Source organism: uncultured Selenomonas sp. (genome assembly GCA_905372355.1).
Classification (GTDB): domain Bacteria; phylum Bacillota; class Negativicutes; order Selenomonadales; family Selenomonadaceae; genus Selenomonas.
On record CAJPOT010000007.1, the window covers coordinates 1 to 16712 of the forward strand.

Here is a 16712-nt window from a genome sequence, read left to right on the forward strand (position 1 = left end):
TAGATACAGCGCATCTGTGCAAATCTGGGCGACCTCATTTTATCAGCGCTTCCCTTGAAAGAATCGGCGAGCATCCTTTCTCGCCGCCGTTTCAGATTTCCTGCCATACGAAGTCGAAGAGCCACGAGGCGCCGAGCGTCAGAATCATGTCGTAGAGCGCCATTGCGCCGAGCAGGGAAGAGGACGGCAGGAGGGAGCTGAAAAGCTCGCCCGTGAGATTGAGCGCGGGCAAAAACACGGGCAAAACGACAGGCAGCAGCAGCACCGAAAACAGTCCGCTCTTCGCGCCCGCGCCGACTGTCAGCGCCGAGACGATGACGCCCGCCGCCGCCAAGCCCCAAACGCCCAAAAATACGACGAGGAGAAAAACCAGGGCGGCAAAGAAGTCCGCCAGCGAAAAGCCGAGAAAGACTTGGAAGAGCGCCAAGTCAAAGACGGCGAGCGCCGTGAGCATGAAGAGCGTGTAGCAGAATTTGCCGACGAACACCGCCTGCGCTCCGGCATAGATGCGCAGGGCGAGCAGCGTGCCGCTCGCCGCCTCCTCGTAGAACGCCCGGCCGACGCCCGCCTCCGCCGAGAAAAACAGCACGACCCACAAGAGTCCCGCCGCTACCTGCGGCTCAGGCGGCGCACAACGAAGCGCAAAGGAAAGCGCCGCGATCGCCGTCAACGAAAACATGAACATCGCCGCCCAGGAGGAGCGGCTGCGCATGGCACAGGCGACCTCCCTACGAAAGATGAGCCGCGCCCCCTGCAATGCAGATCCTTGCATCGGCAGCCACCTCCTCTTTTTGCTCGTTCGTCGCCCAGAGCACGAGCCGGCCTTCTGCCGCCGCTTCGCGTGCGAGCGAGGCGAGGAGCGTGCGCCCTTCCTCATCGAGGTTCGCGCCAGGCTCGTCGAGCAGCCAGAAGGGCGCATCCGCGCCGAGCAGCACGGCGAGCTTCAGACGCTGGCGCATGCCCGTCGAGAAGCTTGCCGTCTGCATCCGCCAGGCCTCTGCCCCCTTGAGTCCCACGCGCGCGAGGAGCGTCCGCCGCGCCGCATCGGAAAGCGCAATGCCGCGCAGTCCGAGGAAGAAGTCGAGGTTCTCCGCCGCCGTCAGCAGCGGGTAGAGCGAAAGCTCGGGCGAGAGATAGGCGAGATTCGCCTGCCACGCCGCTCCCTCGGCCTCTCCCGCCGCCGTCCGCAGCGCGACGCGCCCTTTTGTCGGACGCAGAAGCCCCGCCGCCAGGCGCAGGAGCGTGGACTTGCCGCTGCCGTTCGCCCCGCGCACGCTGGCGACGGTACCGCCCGCAAGCTGGAAGGAAAGCCCCCGAAGCACGCTGCGCCCCGCGAAGGATATGCCCGCATCCTCGAAGGAAAGCGTCAAGGAATTTTCCAACGGCAGCACTCTCCTTCGCACTTCGTCACAACAAGAAATGTTATCACTTTAATTTATCTTATGATATGAATATATTATATCATAATTTTTTCCATACGCTAGCGATTTTTTTATGATTCTCTATGATTTTGTATCAAAAAACCGCACTCTTGAAACAAATGCATCGCCGAAGCTTATGCAAACCATTTCAAGAATGCGGTATTGTCAATCGTAGTGACCTTTACAGGACAAACTTTCAGGACATATGTTCAGCCGTGAAGCAGAGCGGCAGGACTTGCTTCCACCGCCGCTTCTGACGACGGCGTCATCAAGGAATCGCGCTGTACATATGTCCTCACGCCTTACAGAAACCTAGCCAATCGGTCTGCGCCTTCGGCTTGACCTCTTGGGGTTTCATGGTAAAATCTCCAACGAATCTCGCGACACCCGATAAAGCAGACGGTTCTTCTCGTCAATTCTCCGACTCCAAAAGCCGCTCAACTCTCCTCTGAGCGGCTCAGGCTTGCCGATTCCCTCGAACGGGTGACGTTCGACATCCTTAAGCAGCAGGTTGATCCGTTTCAAGGTTTTCTTGTCCTGCATCTGCCAAGCAATGTACTCTTCCCACGCATCGTCCGACCAGACCTTATTCATCGTCTGCAACCTCGATCAAATCGTGCTGCACGCCTTTTCCAGCATCAAGCTGCGCAATGCCGCGACGCAAACGCGCCAGGCTCTTCTCCGAATAGAGCGAATCCGTCAGAGGAGCGGCTCTCAGTTCGAACGGAATCCTGCGCTCCCGCGCGACGCGCCGCGCAAAGATCAAGATAGCGGAAGGCGCAGAAAGTCCGATATCCGCACACACTTCTTCAAAATTCGATTTCAAATCATCGTCCATGGATACAACAATATCCTGTGCCATTCGACGCACCTCCATAAGCTTTATTTCTTTCATTATATACCATTGCCAATGAATCCTCAAACGAAATTCCTCGCGAATTCTGCGGCTGAGAACTGGACGCAGATGCGTTTCACGCTTATAATATAGGGAAAGACGGATTACATATCGGTTAAAGACGAGGACGATGCTTTATGAACAAAAATTTCTTCCAAGCGGCGCGAGAGACGGATCTCGCCGAGAAGCGGCGGCTGGATCGGCGCGGACAGCTGCTTTCCTGGCTGCGCCTCACGACGTTCTTCCTGTGCCTTCTCGCGCTCGCCGCCGCCTGGGACACGGGCGCACTTGAGATATATCTCGTCGCCGTCGCGCTCGCCTGCTGCTTCACCGCGCTCCTGCGCCGTCACGGCAGGCTCTTCGAGCAGCGCCTGCTCTTGGAGAGCCACATCGCCGCGCTTTCAAACTTCCTCGCACGATTTTCGGGAGAGTGGCACAACTTTCCTGTGACGGGCGCGGAATATCTGAGGGACGAATTGCCGCAGGCGCAGGATCTGAGCCTCTTCGGCGCTGATTCCATCTACCAGTACCTTTGCGCCGCACGCACGAAGGCGGGGCGCGACCGCCTCGCCGACGCGCTCTCCCCCTTCCCTGCCGATCTCACGCTTGCGAGGAAGAGGCAGAAAGCCGTCGAGGAACTGATCGCCCGCCCCAGGCTCGTCCTCGACCTCACGGCAGCAGCCGCCCTTCTGCCCGACGGGCACGATACGAAGCCGCTCCTCGCAGCGCTGCAAAGAAATACAGAGAAGCCCTACGCGGGCACGGCCTTCATCGCGTGGGTTCTTCCCGCCGCCCTCGCGCTCGCCGTCGTCGGCGCATCGCTTTCCCTCATCGGCTGGACGATGCCCGCCATGCTCGTGCTGCTGCAGTTCCTCATCGCCTTCGCGCTCGGCAGGCGCACGGCAGCCGCGCAGAAGCCGCTCGCCGCCATGCACCGCGAATTGCGCCTCTACGAGCGTCTCTTTTCGCGCCTCGAAGATGCGACATTCCAAAGCCCGCACCTTATCGCACTGCAGGCGCAGCTCAAGGCGGGCGGCGCCGCGCGCTCCCTGCGCCGCCTCGCCGCCCTCGCCGATCATGCGCACACGCGTCACAACCTCATCTTCCTGCTGCTCGCCAACGCCTTCTTCCTCAGCGACCTGCACTTCGCGCACCGCATCGCACACTGGCAGGAAAAGGCCGCCGCGCACCTCGGCGACTGGCTCGCCGTCTGGGCGGAGACCGAAGTGCTCCTCTCCCTCTCGACCGTGGGACTCGTGCGCGAAGTGTACACGTTCCCCGAACTCCTCGAAGACGCTTCGCCGCGCCTCGAAGCCAAGAACTTGACCCATCTCCTGATTCCCGAGGAAAAGGCTGTGCCGAACGACATCGACGCGACGGCAGGCACGCGCATCATCACGGGATCGAACATGTCGGGCAAGACGACGTACCTCAGAACCGTCGCAAGCGCCTGCGTCCTCGCCTATGCGGGCGCCCCCGTGCCGGGCGAACGCCTTTGCCTCTCGCCGCTTCACATCTTCACCTCGATCCGCGTGACGGACGACGCGGCGCACGGCCTTTCCACCTTCTATGCCGAAATTCTGCGCATCAAGAGCATGATGGCGTTCAAGGAAAAGAACCTGCCCATGCTCATCGTCATCGACGAAATCTTCAAGGGCACGAATAGCGCCGACCGCCTCATCGGTGCAAGAGAAGCCATTTCGCGCCTCACAGGCGCGGACTTCATCACCCTCGTCTCCACGCACGACTTCGAGCTTTGCGAAATAGAGAACGACGCCGCTCCCGTAACGAACTGGCACTTTGAAGAAAGCTACGAGGACGACAAGCTTCTCTTCGACTACAAGATCAAAGAAGGACGCTGCACGACGCGCAACGCTCAGTATCTGCTGAAGATGGCGGGCATCATGGAGTGATGCGGGGAAAGCCTTGCCAGCCGCGATTTTGTCTGCTATGCTTATAGCCTGCACGCACACGCCCCGCTTTGCGGACGCTCGTGCACGGCCTTATCTTCACTCTGCTTGTTGGGAGGAATCATCATGGAAATCCTGCGCTCAGTCTGTCCCTACGACTGTCCCGATTGCTGCGGCCTTCTCGTCGAGGTCGAGGGTGGGCTGGCACGAAAGGTCAAAGGCGATCCCGCACACAGCTTCACGCGCGGCACGCTCTGTCCGAAAATGGCGCATTACGAGCGCACCGTCCATTCGCCGCGCCGTCTCCTCACGCCGCTCAAGCGCACGGGAAAGAAGGGCGCGGGCGAGTTCCGCCCGATTTCCTGGCGAGATGCGGTGCAGGAAATCGCCGCACGCTGGCAGGAAATCATCGCGCAGTACGGCGCGGAGGCCATACAGCCCTACTCCTACGCAGGAACGATGGGACTCTTGCAGCACGACGCCTATCACGCGCTCTTCCGCGCACTCGGAGCGGCAGAACTTGACCGCACGATCTGCTCCCCCGCAAAGCGTTATGGCTGGAACTCCGTCATGGGAGCGACCCTCGCCATCCGCCCGCAGGAAGCACAGCAAAGCGATCTCATCATCCTCTGGAGTCTCTCCATGCTCGCGACGGACATCCACTTCGCGCACGATGTGCAGGTGGCAAAAAAGCGCGGCGCCAGAATCTGGTGCGTCGATACATACGAGACGGCAACGGCGCGTCAGGCCGACCGCGCCTTCTTCGTGCGCCCCGGCACGGACGGCGCACTCGCGCTCGCACTGCTCCATGTGCTGGAAAAAGAGGGCCTCACGGACGAGACTTTCCTCGCCGCACATGTCCAAGGCTGGCAAGAACTGAAAAAAGATGTCCTGCCGCATCATACACCGGAAAGCGCCGCTGCCGTCACGGGACTTTCTCCCGAGGCCATACGAGAACTCGCCCTCGCCTACGGCAAGGCGCGCGCGCCCTTCATCCGTCTTGGCAGCGGCTTCTCGCGCTATACGAACGGCGCGATGACGACGCGCCTCCTGCTCGCTCTGCCCGCCGCCGTCGGCGCATGGAAGAAGCCGGGCGGCGGCCTCCTCTCCTCCGTGCCGGGCAGCCGAGCCTTCAGCAAGGACATCGTGCAGCGCCCCGACCTGCGGAAAAACGTGCGCCTCGTCAACATGTGCGAAATCGGCAACGCCTTGACCTCCGCCTCCGAGCCGCCCATCAAGAGCCTTTTCGTCTACTCCTCGAATCCTGCCTGCACCGCGCCTGACCAGAAGAAAGTGACCGAGGGACTTCTGCGCGATGACCTCTTCACCGTCGTGCACGAGCGCTTCCTGACCGACACGGCGCTCTACGCCGACATCGTGCTGCCGGCGACGACCTCGCTCGAGCACAGCGACATCTATGCAGCCTATGGACACTACACAATCCAGCGCGGCGAAGCCGTTATTCCGCCCGTCGGCGAGTCGAAGCCGAACTGGGCAGTCGCCTGCCTGCTGGCCGATGCCTTAGGGCTTGACGACCCGTTCTTCAAAAAAAGCGAGGATGAACTCATCGACGAGCTGATCGCCTCGACCGACGCCTGGCCGCTTCCCGTAGACAAGGCAGCACTCGCCACAGGACTGCCCGTCGACCTTCCTCTGCCCGAGAATTACAAGCTCGACTTCAAAACGCCCTCGGGCAAGATCGAACTGCTGAATCCGAAGGAAGAGCCGCCCCTGCCCGACTACTTCCCCGCCCACGGCGACGACGAACCGTTCCAATTCATCAGCGCTCCCGATCCACGCATCCTCGACTCCTCCTTCAACGAGCGCGAAGAACTCTCGCGCGGCAAGGTCATGGAACTGCTGATGCATCCCGACGATGCAGAAAAGCTCGAGCTTGCGGACGGCGATCCCGTCGTATGCAGCAACGAGCGCGGCGCGGCCGGCTTCACACTCGCCCTGAGCCGCCGCGTCCGCCCCGGCACGCTCGTCAGCGAAGGCGTCTGGTGGCGTGCCTACTGCAAGGGAAGGCGCGGCCTCAACATGCTGACCAGCCAGCGCCTGACCGACAAGGGCGGCGGCAGCACCTTCTACGACGTAAACGTCCGCATCGAGCGGGAGTCGTAAGTCCACGACTCCCTGCCCTGCAGAAACTTCACGAACTGCGATGACATTCCCGCCGCCTTCATGGGCGGCTTTTTATTGCCACACGACAGTTGTGCTTGTTTTTTGATTACTTTTATGTTATCATTTTATTATCCAATCCGAAGGAGTCATGCGAATGAATCCGGTTTATGAAATCCTTATGACAGAAGAGGTCGATGACTATATCGCCTCATTGGACGAACACGCCATGACAAACAAAGAGGCAAAGCAGCAACTGAAACGCCTTTATTATCAGCTGGAATTATTGGAACAACTCGGAACCCGCGCACCAAAGAAAATCTGCCGTTATCTGCGGGATGATCTTTGGGAACTGCGTCCAGGCGATGATCGAATCATTTTTTTCGTCTGGCAGAACGGCACGATCGTCTTGCTGCACACCTTCTCAAAAAAGTCACAGAAGACGCCTGTGCAGGAAATCCGTACAGCATTACGAAAAAAACAACAATGGGAAAAAGATTTTTCATCACGCTAAAAATCTACAGCTAAAAGGAGTCCTTATCATGCGTAGTTGGCAAAGCAAAAAAAAGGAAATTCAATCCTTGACGGAAACTGAAAAAAGTGAACTGTCTCTTGCCGCAAGTCTGGTTGCGCAGATTATCGAAACTCGCGAGAAAAAGGGTTGGACGCAGAGAGATTTGGCACAAAGATCAGGCATTGCACAATCTTCCATTGCTCGTTTTGAAAGATGCGGTGCCATGCCGAGGCTCGATACTTTTGCCAAAATTTCCAACTGCGTGGGACTTCGCCTCGCCTTAGTAGAAAATCCATAAAGAGGCCTGTCCGTTCGCCGCCTTCACGGGCGGCTTTTTACCGTTTTCTTTTGCAAAAAGAGTTCATGTGTTATATAATACTATGAGATGTGTATTGATCGGCTAAAACTTGCTGGACGTATGTTCAGCTATCACACAGGACACGAAAGGAAGCACGTATATATTTAGCGCTTCCTAAAACAAATTTTTCGGAGGTGTATATTTTTTGGCTTCAAATTCTTCAAACACACATTCTGCCAATCATTCGGCCAACGCAAAAAAGTTACAGGTCATCCCCTTGGGCGGACTCGGGGAAATCGGCAAGAACATGACGGTATTGCGCTTCGGCAATGATATCCTCGTCATCGACGCGGGACTGATGTTCCCGACGGAGGATATGCTCGGCATCGACCTCGTCATTCCGGACATCACGTATCTGTTGGAAAACCGCGACTGTATCAAAGGCATCGTGCTGACGCACGGTCACGAGGATCACATCGGCGCTCTGCCGTACGTCCTCACGCAGATCGACGTGCCCGTCTACGGCACGCCGCTGACGCTCGGCATTCTCAAGGGACGCTTGGAGGAGCGCGGCGTTTCAACGCAGAACCTCCATCCCATCATGGCGGGCGATCAGCTGCGGCTCGGCTGTTTCGCCATCAAGTTCGTGCGCGTGAACCACAGCATCCCCGATGCCGTGGCGCTCGCGATCCGCACGCCGCTCGGCACGATCTTCCACACGGGCGACTTCAAGATGGACTACACGCCCGTCGACGGAAAGCTCACGGACTTCAAGACGCTCTCGGAAATCGGCAACAAGAGCGTGCTGCTCATGCTTGCCGACAGCACGAACGCCGAGCGCACAGAGCCTGTACCGAGCGAAGCGACCGTCGGCGTCGCCTTCGACCGCGTATTTCGGCGCGCACGCGGGCGCATCATCGTCGCGACCTTCTCCTCGAACGTCTCGCGCATCCAGCAGATCATCGACTCCGCCGTGCGCTACCGCCGCAAGGTGGCGATCCTCGGCCGCAGCATGGTCAACGTCACGAACATCGCTATGGAACTTGGCTATCTGACCGCGCCCGAGGGAACGATCGTCGACATCGACGAGATCGGCCGCTACAACGACAACCAGATCGTCATCGCGACGACGGGCAGCCAAGGCGAGCCGATGTCCGCCCTGACGCGCATGGCGATGAGCTCACATCGCAAGGTCAACATCACGCCGATGGACACCATCATCATCTCGGCGACGCCGATCCCCGGCAACGAACGTTACGTCGGCAAGACCATCGATCTTCTCCTGAAGCTCGGCGCTGACGTCGTCTACGGCAGGAGCGAGGGCATCCATGTCTCCGGCCATGCCGGCCAGGACGCCTTGAAGCTCATGCACAATTTGATCCGCCCGCGCTACTTCATGCCCGTACACGGCGAGTACCGCATGCTTGTGCGCCATGCCAAGCTTGCAGAGAGCCTCGGCATGCCCAAGGAGAACATCTTTCTCAACGAAAACGGTGGCATTCTTGAATTCACGCGCAACTCGGCGAAACTCAACGGCAAGGTGCAAGCAGGCATCGTGCTCATCGACGGCCTCGGCGTCGGCGATGTCGGCAACATCGTCCTGCGCGACCGCCAACAGCTCTCGCGCGAAGGCGTCATCATCGTCGTCGTGACAATCAACCGCTCTTCCGGACGCATAGTCTCTGGCCCTGACTTCGTGTCGCGCGGCTTCGTCTACGTGCGCGAATCCGAAGAACTCATGGATACCGCCAGAAAGCGCGTGTTCAGCGCCCTCAAGAAGTGCGAGGATGAGCACATAACCGAATGGTCCTCCATCAAGACGACCATCCGCGACGTTCTCGGACGCTTCATCTTCGACGCCACGCGCCGCCGCCCCATGATCCTGCCGATCATCATGGAAGCGTAACCATCGTACACACAAGACAAAAAAGCGTACAGACCAAAATCCACGGTCTGTACGCCTTTTTTATTACTTACAGATACTCCTCCAACTTCTCTCGATCCAAGATATGAATCGTGCGCGACTCCACTGCGAGGATGCCCTCCTTCTGCATGGCGCTCAGCTCGCGCGAAAGAGCTGGGCGCGACACTGCGAGATAGATCGCCGTAGACTCGCGGCTCTCCGATAAGCAGATCTTACCGTCCGCCTTCTGCGGCTGCAACATCAGATAGCGTGCGATTTTGCCGCGCAAAGAGCCGCTCGCGAGCACCTTAAGCATATTGTTCATCTGGTACGCCTTGCGTGCGAAATCACGCAGCAGATTGCGCTGCAGGAGTCCCTGCAGGCGCACGCGCTGCGCTCTTTCCGGATCGTCTGCCTCGCCGAAATCGTCCTCCGCAGCGCCCTGCGTCAACATGCGGCTCGAAATCTCCAAAAGCTCCGTCGCTGCGAGCGCCTGCGTGAACATATCGTAGGCATGGCGCTCGATGAAGAGATATACCTCGCCGAACATCACTCCGGGTTTTCGTATCTCCCCTAAGAAGATCTGCCGCCCCGAATACGTGTCCTTCAGTATGCGCACAGCGCCTGAGACGAGCAGAAAAAGGCGCTCGGGCACATCACCCTCGTGAAAGATGATCTCGCCCTTCTTGTAGTGCACGAGACGCACTTGGCTCGATGCGAGAAGCGCCTCAACATCCTCATCCGTCATGCCGCGCGCAAGGCTCGTTCCCTTGAGCTGCTCCTTGATTTCCTGACGCATGTCTGCCTCCCAGAACTCTTAGCCGCGAACGAGAACCTTCTCGATCTCCGCCGCATACATCGTATGGTAATCCTTCTCGGGATACCACTTCACATCGCATTCGCGCTCGATGAAGCACTCGGGCTGCAGCTCCTGCGCATAGAGCTTGCGGCAAAAGAGCGCCAGCCGCGCCTCCGAAAAGTAGGTGAAGCCCCCTTCCGAAAGCGGCGTAAGTCCCGCCTTCTCGATCTTCGCCTCATCGCGCCCCGACACCGTTCCAAGGTAGTTCAAGACCTTGCGCTTCGACTCGTCGAGCACGGAAAGCGTGAAGCCTTCTGCCCCATCAACGAACTCCTTCGTATAGCGCTGCGGACGGATGAAGATGAACACGACCGGCTTGCCCCAGAGCACACCCATGCCGCCCCAAGAGGCCGTCATCGCGTTCGCCTTGCCATTCTTCTCGCCGCAGACGACGAGCCAATCCTTGCCGATCAGCGTAAATACATTATCCTGCAAATCCTGCGGCTGAATCTCCTTGAATGCCATATTATGTTCCTCCTTCATTGGTTCCTCAGGCTCTATTCGCCTTTTCTCCTACACCTGATCTTTGCTAAAATGAGCATTTTATAAACATCAAACTTCTATCACAGCCACCTCTCCCGCAGCTCCTCCGCCAGCTGCTCGAACATCGCGATGAACTTCTCCTGACTGTCACGAATAATGGAAAGCGCGATTGGCTCACTGCAAAAGTGCGCCACATTGTTACGCGCCTGTAAGGCCGCAAGCCAAAGTTCTTCATCCTTGACCATCCGCGCCTGATACGCCAACTTGATGACGCTCTTCGGCGAGCCGCTCTTATGCTCACCATAGCCGCTCAATTCCAGCTGTTCCTTCATCGCTTTCCATGCCTGCTCGAAGCATATCTCGAAAAGCGACACCATGCCCGCCGTCGCAATTGTATCATAGGGAGGCTTCTTCCCTTTGATCTCCTTAAGATTCTGTAGTGCCTTGAAGAAATTCTCTGCCTTTTTCATAGAGCAAAACACCATCCCTCTGAATCTCTTCCAAAAGCTCCGGCTGCACAGGACCATCCAAGTTGACGACATCGAACATCAAGAGTGTCGGCAGCTCTTCGTCCACATCGAGCGAGAACCGCACAACGTCGCCTCCTGCAACCGCGAGATCGACATCGCTGCGCTCCCAGTTGTCCCCGCGCGCCCGCGAGCCGAAGAGCACAACACGCGACAAGCCGTACTTGCGTGCAAGCCGCACGATCCCTTCGCGAATAGTATTCGGCAGATTCATCGAAAAACCTCCCAGTCTGCGCCTATTCCATACGCCATCCCCTCGCAGTTTCCACCCTCTCCCGCCATGCCTGCAGACTGCTGCCATTCAGCAAGCAGGAAGTCGTTTTTGCAATTCCTGCCAAAAATATCGAAAACTCGGAGATTCATTTGTAGCGCAGTCCATATACATGCCGATCTTCTCCGCCCATTCTTTCTTGCGCGAACCAATTTCCCGATAAGAAGCGCACGACTTTTTTAAGCTTCTGAGACCACCCTTATGAATCGCTTCCGCCAGAACTTCCCATGTCCCGCAAATGCTGTCTTGTTCATAGCTGTCCAACACCTGCTTTTTCGCCAGAGGATACGCCTTGTAGATGGCTGCTTTATCCCCCAACAACCACGCCTCCACCTCTTCCACCGCGATGCAGAACACTCGGTCGACTGCGATATGGTTTTTAACGGCAACCTCTTCCAACGCGAGACGAAATTCAATCGTATCACGGTCATCGTTATCCACAATCACAAAAATGGCTGCTTGGATGCCCTGCAAACTTTTAGAAAAACCTCGCAAATAGGTGGCCAGATCATTGAGCAATTTTCCTGTCTTTATCTCCTTCACCGTATTTTTCCTAGTGAAACCGCCAATCCCATGAAAATGCTTAACATCATACGTCAGCAAAGAGACGCTATCCTTCAGCTTCCCCATCAGCACCTCGATCAAAGCGGCACTCGATGAGTCCTCAATCATGAATTGAATATGCACAAGATCGACTCCTCAACCAAAATATGTATCGTACCATAAATCGCCCAAGCAAACGCCCTCTTCGACCAAAGCATTAACGAAGCGATAATCCGATGCGCGCTTGATTGTAGAAAATCCCTGCGAGTCTTTTTCCAACACCCATACCTGCTTCGGCTGCAGTGCATTGACGAAAAAAGGACTGTGCGTTGTCACAAATACCTGCTTCGCATATCCCGTGCCCACATTCTTATCCATTTCTTCAGCAAGTTTTCCCAAATATTTATGATACAGACCATTTTCCGGCTCTTCCACAAATACAAGCTGCCTTGGATTCCTCTCATTGAGCAAGAGATAATAAGCAAAGAGCTTCAACGTACCATCGGACATTCTTTGTGAAAAAAACGGTTTCTCGAACCCTTTCTGCCAAAACTCCAAAACCATTTGACCATTCGGCAGTTTGAGCGGCTCGATTCTCTCGATATTCGGTATCTTGCCCTTTATTTCTTCCAAGACCTTCTTGAATGCCTTGGGGTTTTCACGGTACATATACTGCGCAACATTGTTTAGATTGCTTCCCGTGCGATTCAGATACGGACTTGGCACGACCGTCTGTACCTGACGCGCAGCATCGGGAGTAAAATAGCATAAATACCAACTCTGCAAGAAATTCAGAAACTTTTCAATACGCGAATATTGCTTCATCGCCCCGAGTGTTACAACCCCCAATTTGCGCAAATCGGCAAGGCGCACATCTTTCTTCTCGCCGCGATCAATGCCGCAATCATCGTCCATACCACCATCATCACCTTCGAAAGCATAGCCACGGCCTTCTTTCAGATACAAAAAAGAAAGTGGTCTACCGCTTTTATGCCCCATGCGGCGTTGCCTCAATCGCTCCTCTTTCACATAAGGTCTGCCCGCATCATCCTTATCAATCGTAAGCTCATAGGTTATAGGACGTGTATTCGATGTTTCTCGATAATATATTTCAAAATGGATAGCTTCTTGGCTGCCTTGCGAAAGCAATTGATCATATCCCCCACGATTATTTGCATCGCAAGCAGTTTCCACATCCGTGGACAAGCAATCCGATAGGAAGCCGAACGCATCCGCCAATGTGCTCTTCCCGTTTCCGCTCTGCCCGATAATTGCGACCATATTGCCGAATTCCTCGTTGCTCGTATCACTGAGAAGCTTCCCCATTTTAATATTTTTCAATGACCCATAGTTTTGGATCCCCATACCTAAGATTTTCCCCATCGAGCCCCCTCCTTCTCCGCGCACTCGCGTACCAAAAAACACAACACACAATATACTGCAATGATAACAGCTCTGCCGCTCCCCTCGCGGATAGATTTCGGCAGATTCATCGAAAAACCTCCCAGTCTGCGCCTTCGGCTTGACCTCTTGGGGCTTCATGGTAAACTACACGCACAAACGTCCACTTTGTGGACATTGTGCGCCGCCCTTACAGAAGCCTAGCCAATCGGTCTGCGCCTTCGGCTTGACCTCTTGGGGCTTCATGGTAAAACGATAACAGAAACACCATTCTTGTTCAATAGTTTTATATAGTTTATAACATTTTATAGTTTGTTACCTAAATTTTATAACATCAGCACAACAACATAACACACATTTACATCTTTGTTACATTGTTCAATCATATGCAACAAATTCCGCCACTCGCTTACATCCATGCATCGTCATCTTGCATCCTCGTCCGAGAACATCGTCTTCCCTTATTTCAAGAGCTTCCCCATATTCTCCGCAATCTGCACATCCACATCATCTAAAAAAACAAAGCGGCGACGGTAAACGGCGCGCTTTCTCGTCGGCACTTCCTCCATCGTCTTTCGTGTCTCAACGAGCGGAAGTTCATAGAAGCGTGCATCCACCAGCACATGGCCGCCCGCTTCTTCCCAGAAAGCGCCGAAATCCGTCTTGAGCTTGCGGTCGCGACGGATATGGTTGTTCGCGTAATAGCCCTCGTTCGATACGGCATAAATATGCTTAAGCCCCAAAGCTCTTGCAACTGCCTGCGTCATATAGAGGATGAGATTCTTCGTGCGGTAGGCATGACACGCCTTCGTCACCTGCTTGACGACATCCTTCGCATTTTCCATATTCGGCCCCTGCATCGCACCGATCCACATCGCCATCTCGCCATCCGGCGCTTCATTCAGCCAGAAGATGATCTGATAAAGCGCACTCTCACCAAGTCGCAGCATGACGGAAAGAAGCCCCTCCTTGCGCTGTCCCGGTTCGAAAAGAAGAAACGCAGCGAGTTCTTTCTCCATGCATGCCGCACCATGCCAGAGCGGCACGGATTTATGCCGATAAAGATCTAGTAGGATATCCTCTGCCAACACATTCCGCAAGAACCTTATATGCGTCTCAACAAGCGCAGCGCGTTCCTCAAACGTGGACTTGTTATAGAAAAACGCCCGCGTCGGCTGCTCATAGACGAACGGACACACATCTGCCACCTGCTGCAAGATCGCATCCTGCTGAAAAAAAGCGTCAATCTGCCGCATCCGCGAGCGATTCGCCATCGCACGCGCACAAAACACCACGCAGCGACGCGCTTCGCGCGGATTCGACATGTTATATATTTTCTTCCCTAAGCTCCAAAAACTCTGCACAGCTTGTTCTCCTTAGCATCCAAACCCATTTCATTATACGATGCTGCATTTATCATTGTTTCTTTAAAATCAAACTCAATCATGGTTCTCAGCCATGATACATATACGGATACTTCTTCGCAAACCATTCAATCCACGGAATATCCATATCCTCCAAGGTACGTTTTTTCAAATACTCATCTCGCCACCAAATATAGCCTTTCTCCAGCGCTTCTTCGATCACTTGATTCTGCTCTTCTTCTGGCAAACTATAAATGGGATTGCACATTCCGTCGGATGTCGAGTTGATCTTATTGCGAATCATCTTCAGACCACCCAAAGATGAAAAGTGCCAGCCGCCGTATACCAGCGGAAACTGATTACGCCGTGAACGCAGCGTTTGCATATCCGTGATCTGCCCATATTCCGCAAGAATCAAACCGCACCAGTTCGAATCTCTTTGATAATTGATAAAAAAATTATACATCGTCTGCTCACATACCACAGGGCTATACCGCAAGAACTCCCGTATGGACGATCGTTTTCTCATATAAGGCAATGACCGCAAAAAACAACGCGTATTGCGCGACAAACCGCGCAGCCCCTCACGCTCTGCCACACGTTCGAACGTAGAAAAAATATGAACTTCACCCAAGCCATCTTTCACTTGTTGCAAAAGCTCCGGCGTAGCAAATTCATCGACATCGGACAAAAGGATAATATCGTCGGCCTTGCAGTCAACAAGAGCATTCTTGATATAATTTCGCTGAAAAATCTCAATTGACCAGTCGCTTTCATATGGCATTTCTTCCTCAATCGCCACATAGCGAATTTTTTTCTCGTAAGGTGCAAAGAGCATCTCATATTTAGGGAAATTAAACTCTTTAGGCTTATTTTGAAACGTACGATTTCCCTCGACAATGACAAACAAATCGACAACATCGTAAAGCATCTTCAAACGCCATTCAAGAAGTTCATATTCGTTATAAAACGTAAAACAATCGTAAATCGCCAATATCCTGCATCCTCACTTTCCCTTATCCCCAATTAAGATTCGCGAAAGCGTCCTCATCGCAGCAACCTCATAGAGCGCTGCCTCTCGCTCTGCTGCAAGATCTTCCTGCGGCGATGCAATTCCCGGCAAAATCTCCATGCGGTCGTCATCGATATTGCCTATAGCTTCACGACTAATCCAACAATCCGAGTTGAACGCATACTTCGTTCCTTCCGTCATGCTGCGTGCAATCGACGTGTACGAAAAGCCCTCAGGTGCGATCAGCTCGATCAGCGTCGGTACAATCGCCGTATGCCCACCTACAGCATCCTTGGGCAAGATATCCTTCGTCACGCCGTTGCCATACAAAACGAATGGCACGCTTTCGTGCTCAAAAAGTGTCGGCTGCGCTGTCGGATCCATGCGAATCGAATGATCACCCGTAATCACGAAAATGCTGTCCGGGTACGCCGTCATCGTCCTGCGCACGAAATCTGTCACCACCTTATCCATATAGCGGTAGTGCCCCACTTCCAATGCCAGCTGCTTCGGATGCTCTGTGCGTCCCTGCAGCGCACTTTCCAAATCCGCCGTATCAATGCCCTCTGCAGCAAGATTGACATCGTAAGGCGGATGATTGGAAATCGTCATGATGAGATGAACCGTCGGTTCTTCCTCCGCCAAATGATCGTAAAGCGCCTCGAAGAGATGACCGTCTGTCGTCCCCCAAATATTTTGCTGCGGCGCATTATAATCCGGCGCACCGTAAAATGCATCGAACCCTTGGGCGAGTGACAGTTTCTTGATGGAATCCCATTCAGGATAGCCCCCATACCAAAACTCCACACGATAGCCTAAGCGATGAAACTGCGGCGCCATCGAAGTGAGGTACACCTCCTGATAGCTCTTCGGCTGATAATTCAAATCCATGCCGACATCGCTGAGACCCGTGACAAGTCCCGTGATCGCCACCAATGTAAACGTACCGTTCGGCATAAAGGACTGCGTATAAAAAGCTCGATCCTCAGCAATCAGACTCTTAATGCCATCGGCGCCATGAAGATCCGCATACTCGGGGAGCATCGGCCATTGCGCATACGTTTCGCCAAGGATGATGAAAATATGCTTTGGCTTCGGCAGTCGCGCCCCCCTCGTCGTGCGCATGAGACTCGCCTCAAGCCCCACTCCCTTAGCCCTGTCTCCTCTTAAGAAACTACTATATTCCTCAG

The 16712-nt window shown here is 54.8% G+C and carries 18 protein-coding genes; 5 read left to right on the forward strand and 13 right to left on the reverse strand.

The features are described from left to right. Nucleotides 1–91: 91 nt before the first annotated feature. The 4 genes from QZ177_RS05860 to QZ177_RS05875 all read right to left on the reverse strand — a co-directional run bounded on the left by QZ177_RS05860 (nt 92) and on the right by QZ177_RS05875 (nt 2283). On the reverse strand, nt 92–772 hold the full coding sequence (locus QZ177_RS05860; RefSeq protein ID WP_294175968.1) for a heme exporter protein CcmB: 681 nt from the start codon (nt 770–772) through the stop codon (nt 92–94). Continuing rightward, nucleotides 729–1382 (reverse strand): heme ABC exporter ATP-binding protein CcmA, encoded by a 654-nt coding sequence (gene ccmA / locus QZ177_RS05865; protein WP_366461752.1) that lies wholly within the window; start codon nt 1380–1382, stop codon nt 729–731. The genes QZ177_RS05860 and ccmA overlap by 44 nt, the downstream gene beginning before the upstream one ends. 393 nt (nt 1383–1775) lie before the next feature. After that, nucleotides 1776–2015, reverse strand: coding sequence for a Txe/YoeB family addiction module toxin (locus tag QZ177_RS05870; protein WP_294175972.1), 240 nt, complete (start codon nt 2013–2015; stop codon nt 1776–1778). After that, nucleotides 2008–2283 carry a type II toxin-antitoxin system RelB/DinJ family antitoxin gene (locus QZ177_RS05875; protein ID WP_009644895.1) on the reverse strand — a complete coding sequence of 92 codons (276 nt, stop codon included), beginning with the start codon at nt 2281–2283 and terminating at the stop codon, nt 2008–2010. The genes QZ177_RS05870 and QZ177_RS05875 overlap by 8 nt, the downstream gene beginning before the upstream one ends. A gap of 170 nt (nt 2284–2453) precedes the next feature. Here QZ177_RS05875 and QZ177_RS05880 point away from each other — a divergent pair, with 170 nt between their 5' ends. The 5 genes from QZ177_RS05880 (at nt 2454) to QZ177_RS05900 (ending at nt 9065) form a co-directional block, all read left to right on the forward strand. Then, nucleotides 2454–4229 (forward strand): DNA mismatch repair protein MutS, encoded by a 1776-nt coding sequence (locus QZ177_RS05880; protein WP_294175976.1) that lies wholly within the window; start codon nt 2454–2456, stop codon nt 4227–4229. Between the two features lie 123 nt (nt 4230–4352). Beyond that, complete coding sequence (locus QZ177_RS05885) at nt 4353–6350, forward strand: molybdopterin-dependent oxidoreductase (protein WP_294175978.1); 1998 nt, start codon at nt 4353–4355, stop codon at nt 6348–6350. A gap of 154 nt (nt 6351–6504) precedes the next feature. After that, entirely contained in the window at nt 6505–6861 is a 357-nt protein-coding gene (locus QZ177_RS05890) for a type II toxin-antitoxin system RelE/ParE family toxin (RefSeq protein WP_009644905.1), read from the forward strand. Nucleotides 6862–6889: 28 nt separating this feature from the next. Next, the gene (locus QZ177_RS05895) at nt 6890–7159 is read left to right on the forward strand and encodes a helix-turn-helix transcriptional regulator (RefSeq protein WP_006193394.1); all 270 of its coding nucleotides are present in this window, start codon (nt 6890–6892) and stop codon (nt 7157–7159) included. A gap of 205 nt (nt 7160–7364) precedes the next feature. After that, entirely contained in the window at nt 7365–9065 is a 1701-nt protein-coding gene (locus QZ177_RS05900; protein WP_265070218.1) for a ribonuclease J, read from the forward strand. A 67-nt stretch (nt 9066–9132) separates the two neighbouring features. Here the strand turns inward: QZ177_RS05900 and QZ177_RS05905 are convergent, their stop codons facing one another. From QZ177_RS05905 to QZ177_RS05945, 9 genes are all read right to left on the reverse strand, one after another. Beyond that, a complete protein-coding gene (locus tag QZ177_RS05905; RefSeq protein ID WP_294175988.1) occupies nt 9133–9861 on the reverse strand; it encodes a Crp/Fnr family transcriptional regulator in 729 nt (242 codons plus the stop codon). Nucleotides 9862–9879: 18 nt separating this feature from the next. Continuing rightward, complete coding sequence (locus QZ177_RS05910) at nt 9880–10386, reverse strand: flavin reductase family protein (protein ID WP_294175990.1); 507 nt, start codon at nt 10384–10386, stop codon at nt 9880–9882. Between the two features lie 98 nt (nt 10387–10484). Further along, entirely contained in the window at nt 10485–10874 is a 390-nt protein-coding gene (locus QZ177_RS05915; protein WP_294175991.1) for an HI0074 family nucleotidyltransferase substrate-binding subunit, read from the reverse strand. Then, nucleotides 10831–11145, reverse strand: coding sequence for a nucleotidyltransferase domain-containing protein (locus tag QZ177_RS05920; RefSeq protein WP_294175992.1), 315 nt, complete (start codon nt 11143–11145; stop codon nt 10831–10833). Before QZ177_RS05920 ends, QZ177_RS05915 begins: the two co-directional genes overlap by 44 nt. A gap of 87 nt (nt 11146–11232) precedes the next feature. Continuing rightward, a complete protein-coding gene (locus QZ177_RS05925; protein WP_294175994.1) occupies nt 11233–11889 on the reverse strand; it encodes a hypothetical protein in 657 nt (218 codons plus the stop codon). Nucleotides 11890–11901: 12 nt separating this feature from the next. Further along, on the reverse strand, nt 11902–13128 hold the full coding sequence (locus tag QZ177_RS05930) for an AAA family ATPase (RefSeq protein WP_294175996.1): 1227 nt from the start codon (nt 13126–13128) through the stop codon (nt 11902–11904). 479 nt (nt 13129–13607) lie between these two features. After that, nucleotides 13608–14510: a VirK/YbjX family protein gene (locus QZ177_RS05935; protein WP_294175998.1), complete on the reverse strand. Its 903-nt coding sequence runs from the start codon at nt 14508–14510 to the stop codon at nt 13608–13610. 88 nt (nt 14511–14598) lie between these two features. Next, the gene (locus QZ177_RS05940; protein WP_294176000.1) at nt 14599–15504 is read right to left on the reverse strand and encodes a beta-1,4-N-acetylgalactosaminyltransferase; all 906 of its coding nucleotides are present in this window, start codon (nt 15502–15504) and stop codon (nt 14599–14601) included. A 12-nt stretch (nt 15505–15516) separates the two neighbouring features. After that, nucleotides 15517–16647 (reverse strand): LTA synthase family protein, encoded by a 1131-nt coding sequence (locus QZ177_RS05945; protein WP_294176002.1) that lies wholly within the window; start codon nt 16645–16647, stop codon nt 15517–15519. Between the last annotated feature and the right edge of the window lie 65 nt (nt 16648–16712).

Coding starts and splice junctions, on each gene's coding strand:
- QZ177_RS05930 (WP_294175996.1), bottom strand. CDS start 13,128: ATGGGGAAAATCTTAGGTATGGGGATCCAAAACTATGGGTCATTGAAA.
- QZ177_RS05915 (WP_294175991.1), bottom strand. CDS start 10,874: ATGAAAAAGGCAGAGAATTTCTTCAAGGCACTACAGAATCTTAAGGAG.
- QZ177_RS05890 (WP_009644905.1), top strand. CDS start 6,505: ATGAATCCGGTTTATGAAATCCTTATGACAGAAGAGGTCGATGACTAT.
- QZ177_RS05895 (WP_006193394.1), top strand. CDS start 6,890: ATGCGTAGTTGGCAAAGCAAAAAAAAGGAAATTCAATCCTTGACGGAA.
- QZ177_RS05920 (WP_294175992.1), bottom strand. CDS start 11,145: ATGAATCTGCCGAATACTATTCGCGAAGGGATCGTGCGGCTTGCACGC.
- QZ177_RS05870 (WP_294175972.1), bottom strand. CDS start 2,015: ATGAATAAGGTCTGGTCGGACGATGCGTGGGAAGAGTACATTGCTTGG.
- QZ177_RS05885 (WP_294175978.1), top strand. CDS start 4,353: ATGGAAATCCTGCGCTCAGTCTGTCCCTACGACTGTCCCGATTGCTGC.
- QZ177_RS05860 (WP_294175968.1), bottom strand. CDS start 772: ATGCAAGGATCTGCATTGCAGGGGGCGCGGCTCATCTTTCGTAGGGAG.
- QZ177_RS05875 (WP_009644895.1), bottom strand. CDS start 2,283: ATGGCACAGGATATTGTTGTATCCATGGACGATGATTTGAAATCGAAT.
- QZ177_RS05910 (WP_294175990.1), bottom strand. CDS start 10,386: ATGGCATTCAAGGAGATTCAGCCGCAGGATTTGCAGGATAATGTATTT.
- QZ177_RS05880 (WP_294175976.1), top strand. CDS start 2,454: ATGAACAAAAATTTCTTCCAAGCGGCGCGAGAGACGGATCTCGCCGAG.
- QZ177_RS05945 (WP_294176002.1), bottom strand. CDS start 16,647: ATGCGCACGACGAGGGGGGCGCGACTGCCGAAGCCAAAGCATATTTTC.
- QZ177_RS05905 (WP_294175988.1), bottom strand. CDS start 9,861: ATGCGTCAGGAAATCAAGGAGCAGCTCAAGGGAACGAGCCTTGCGCGC.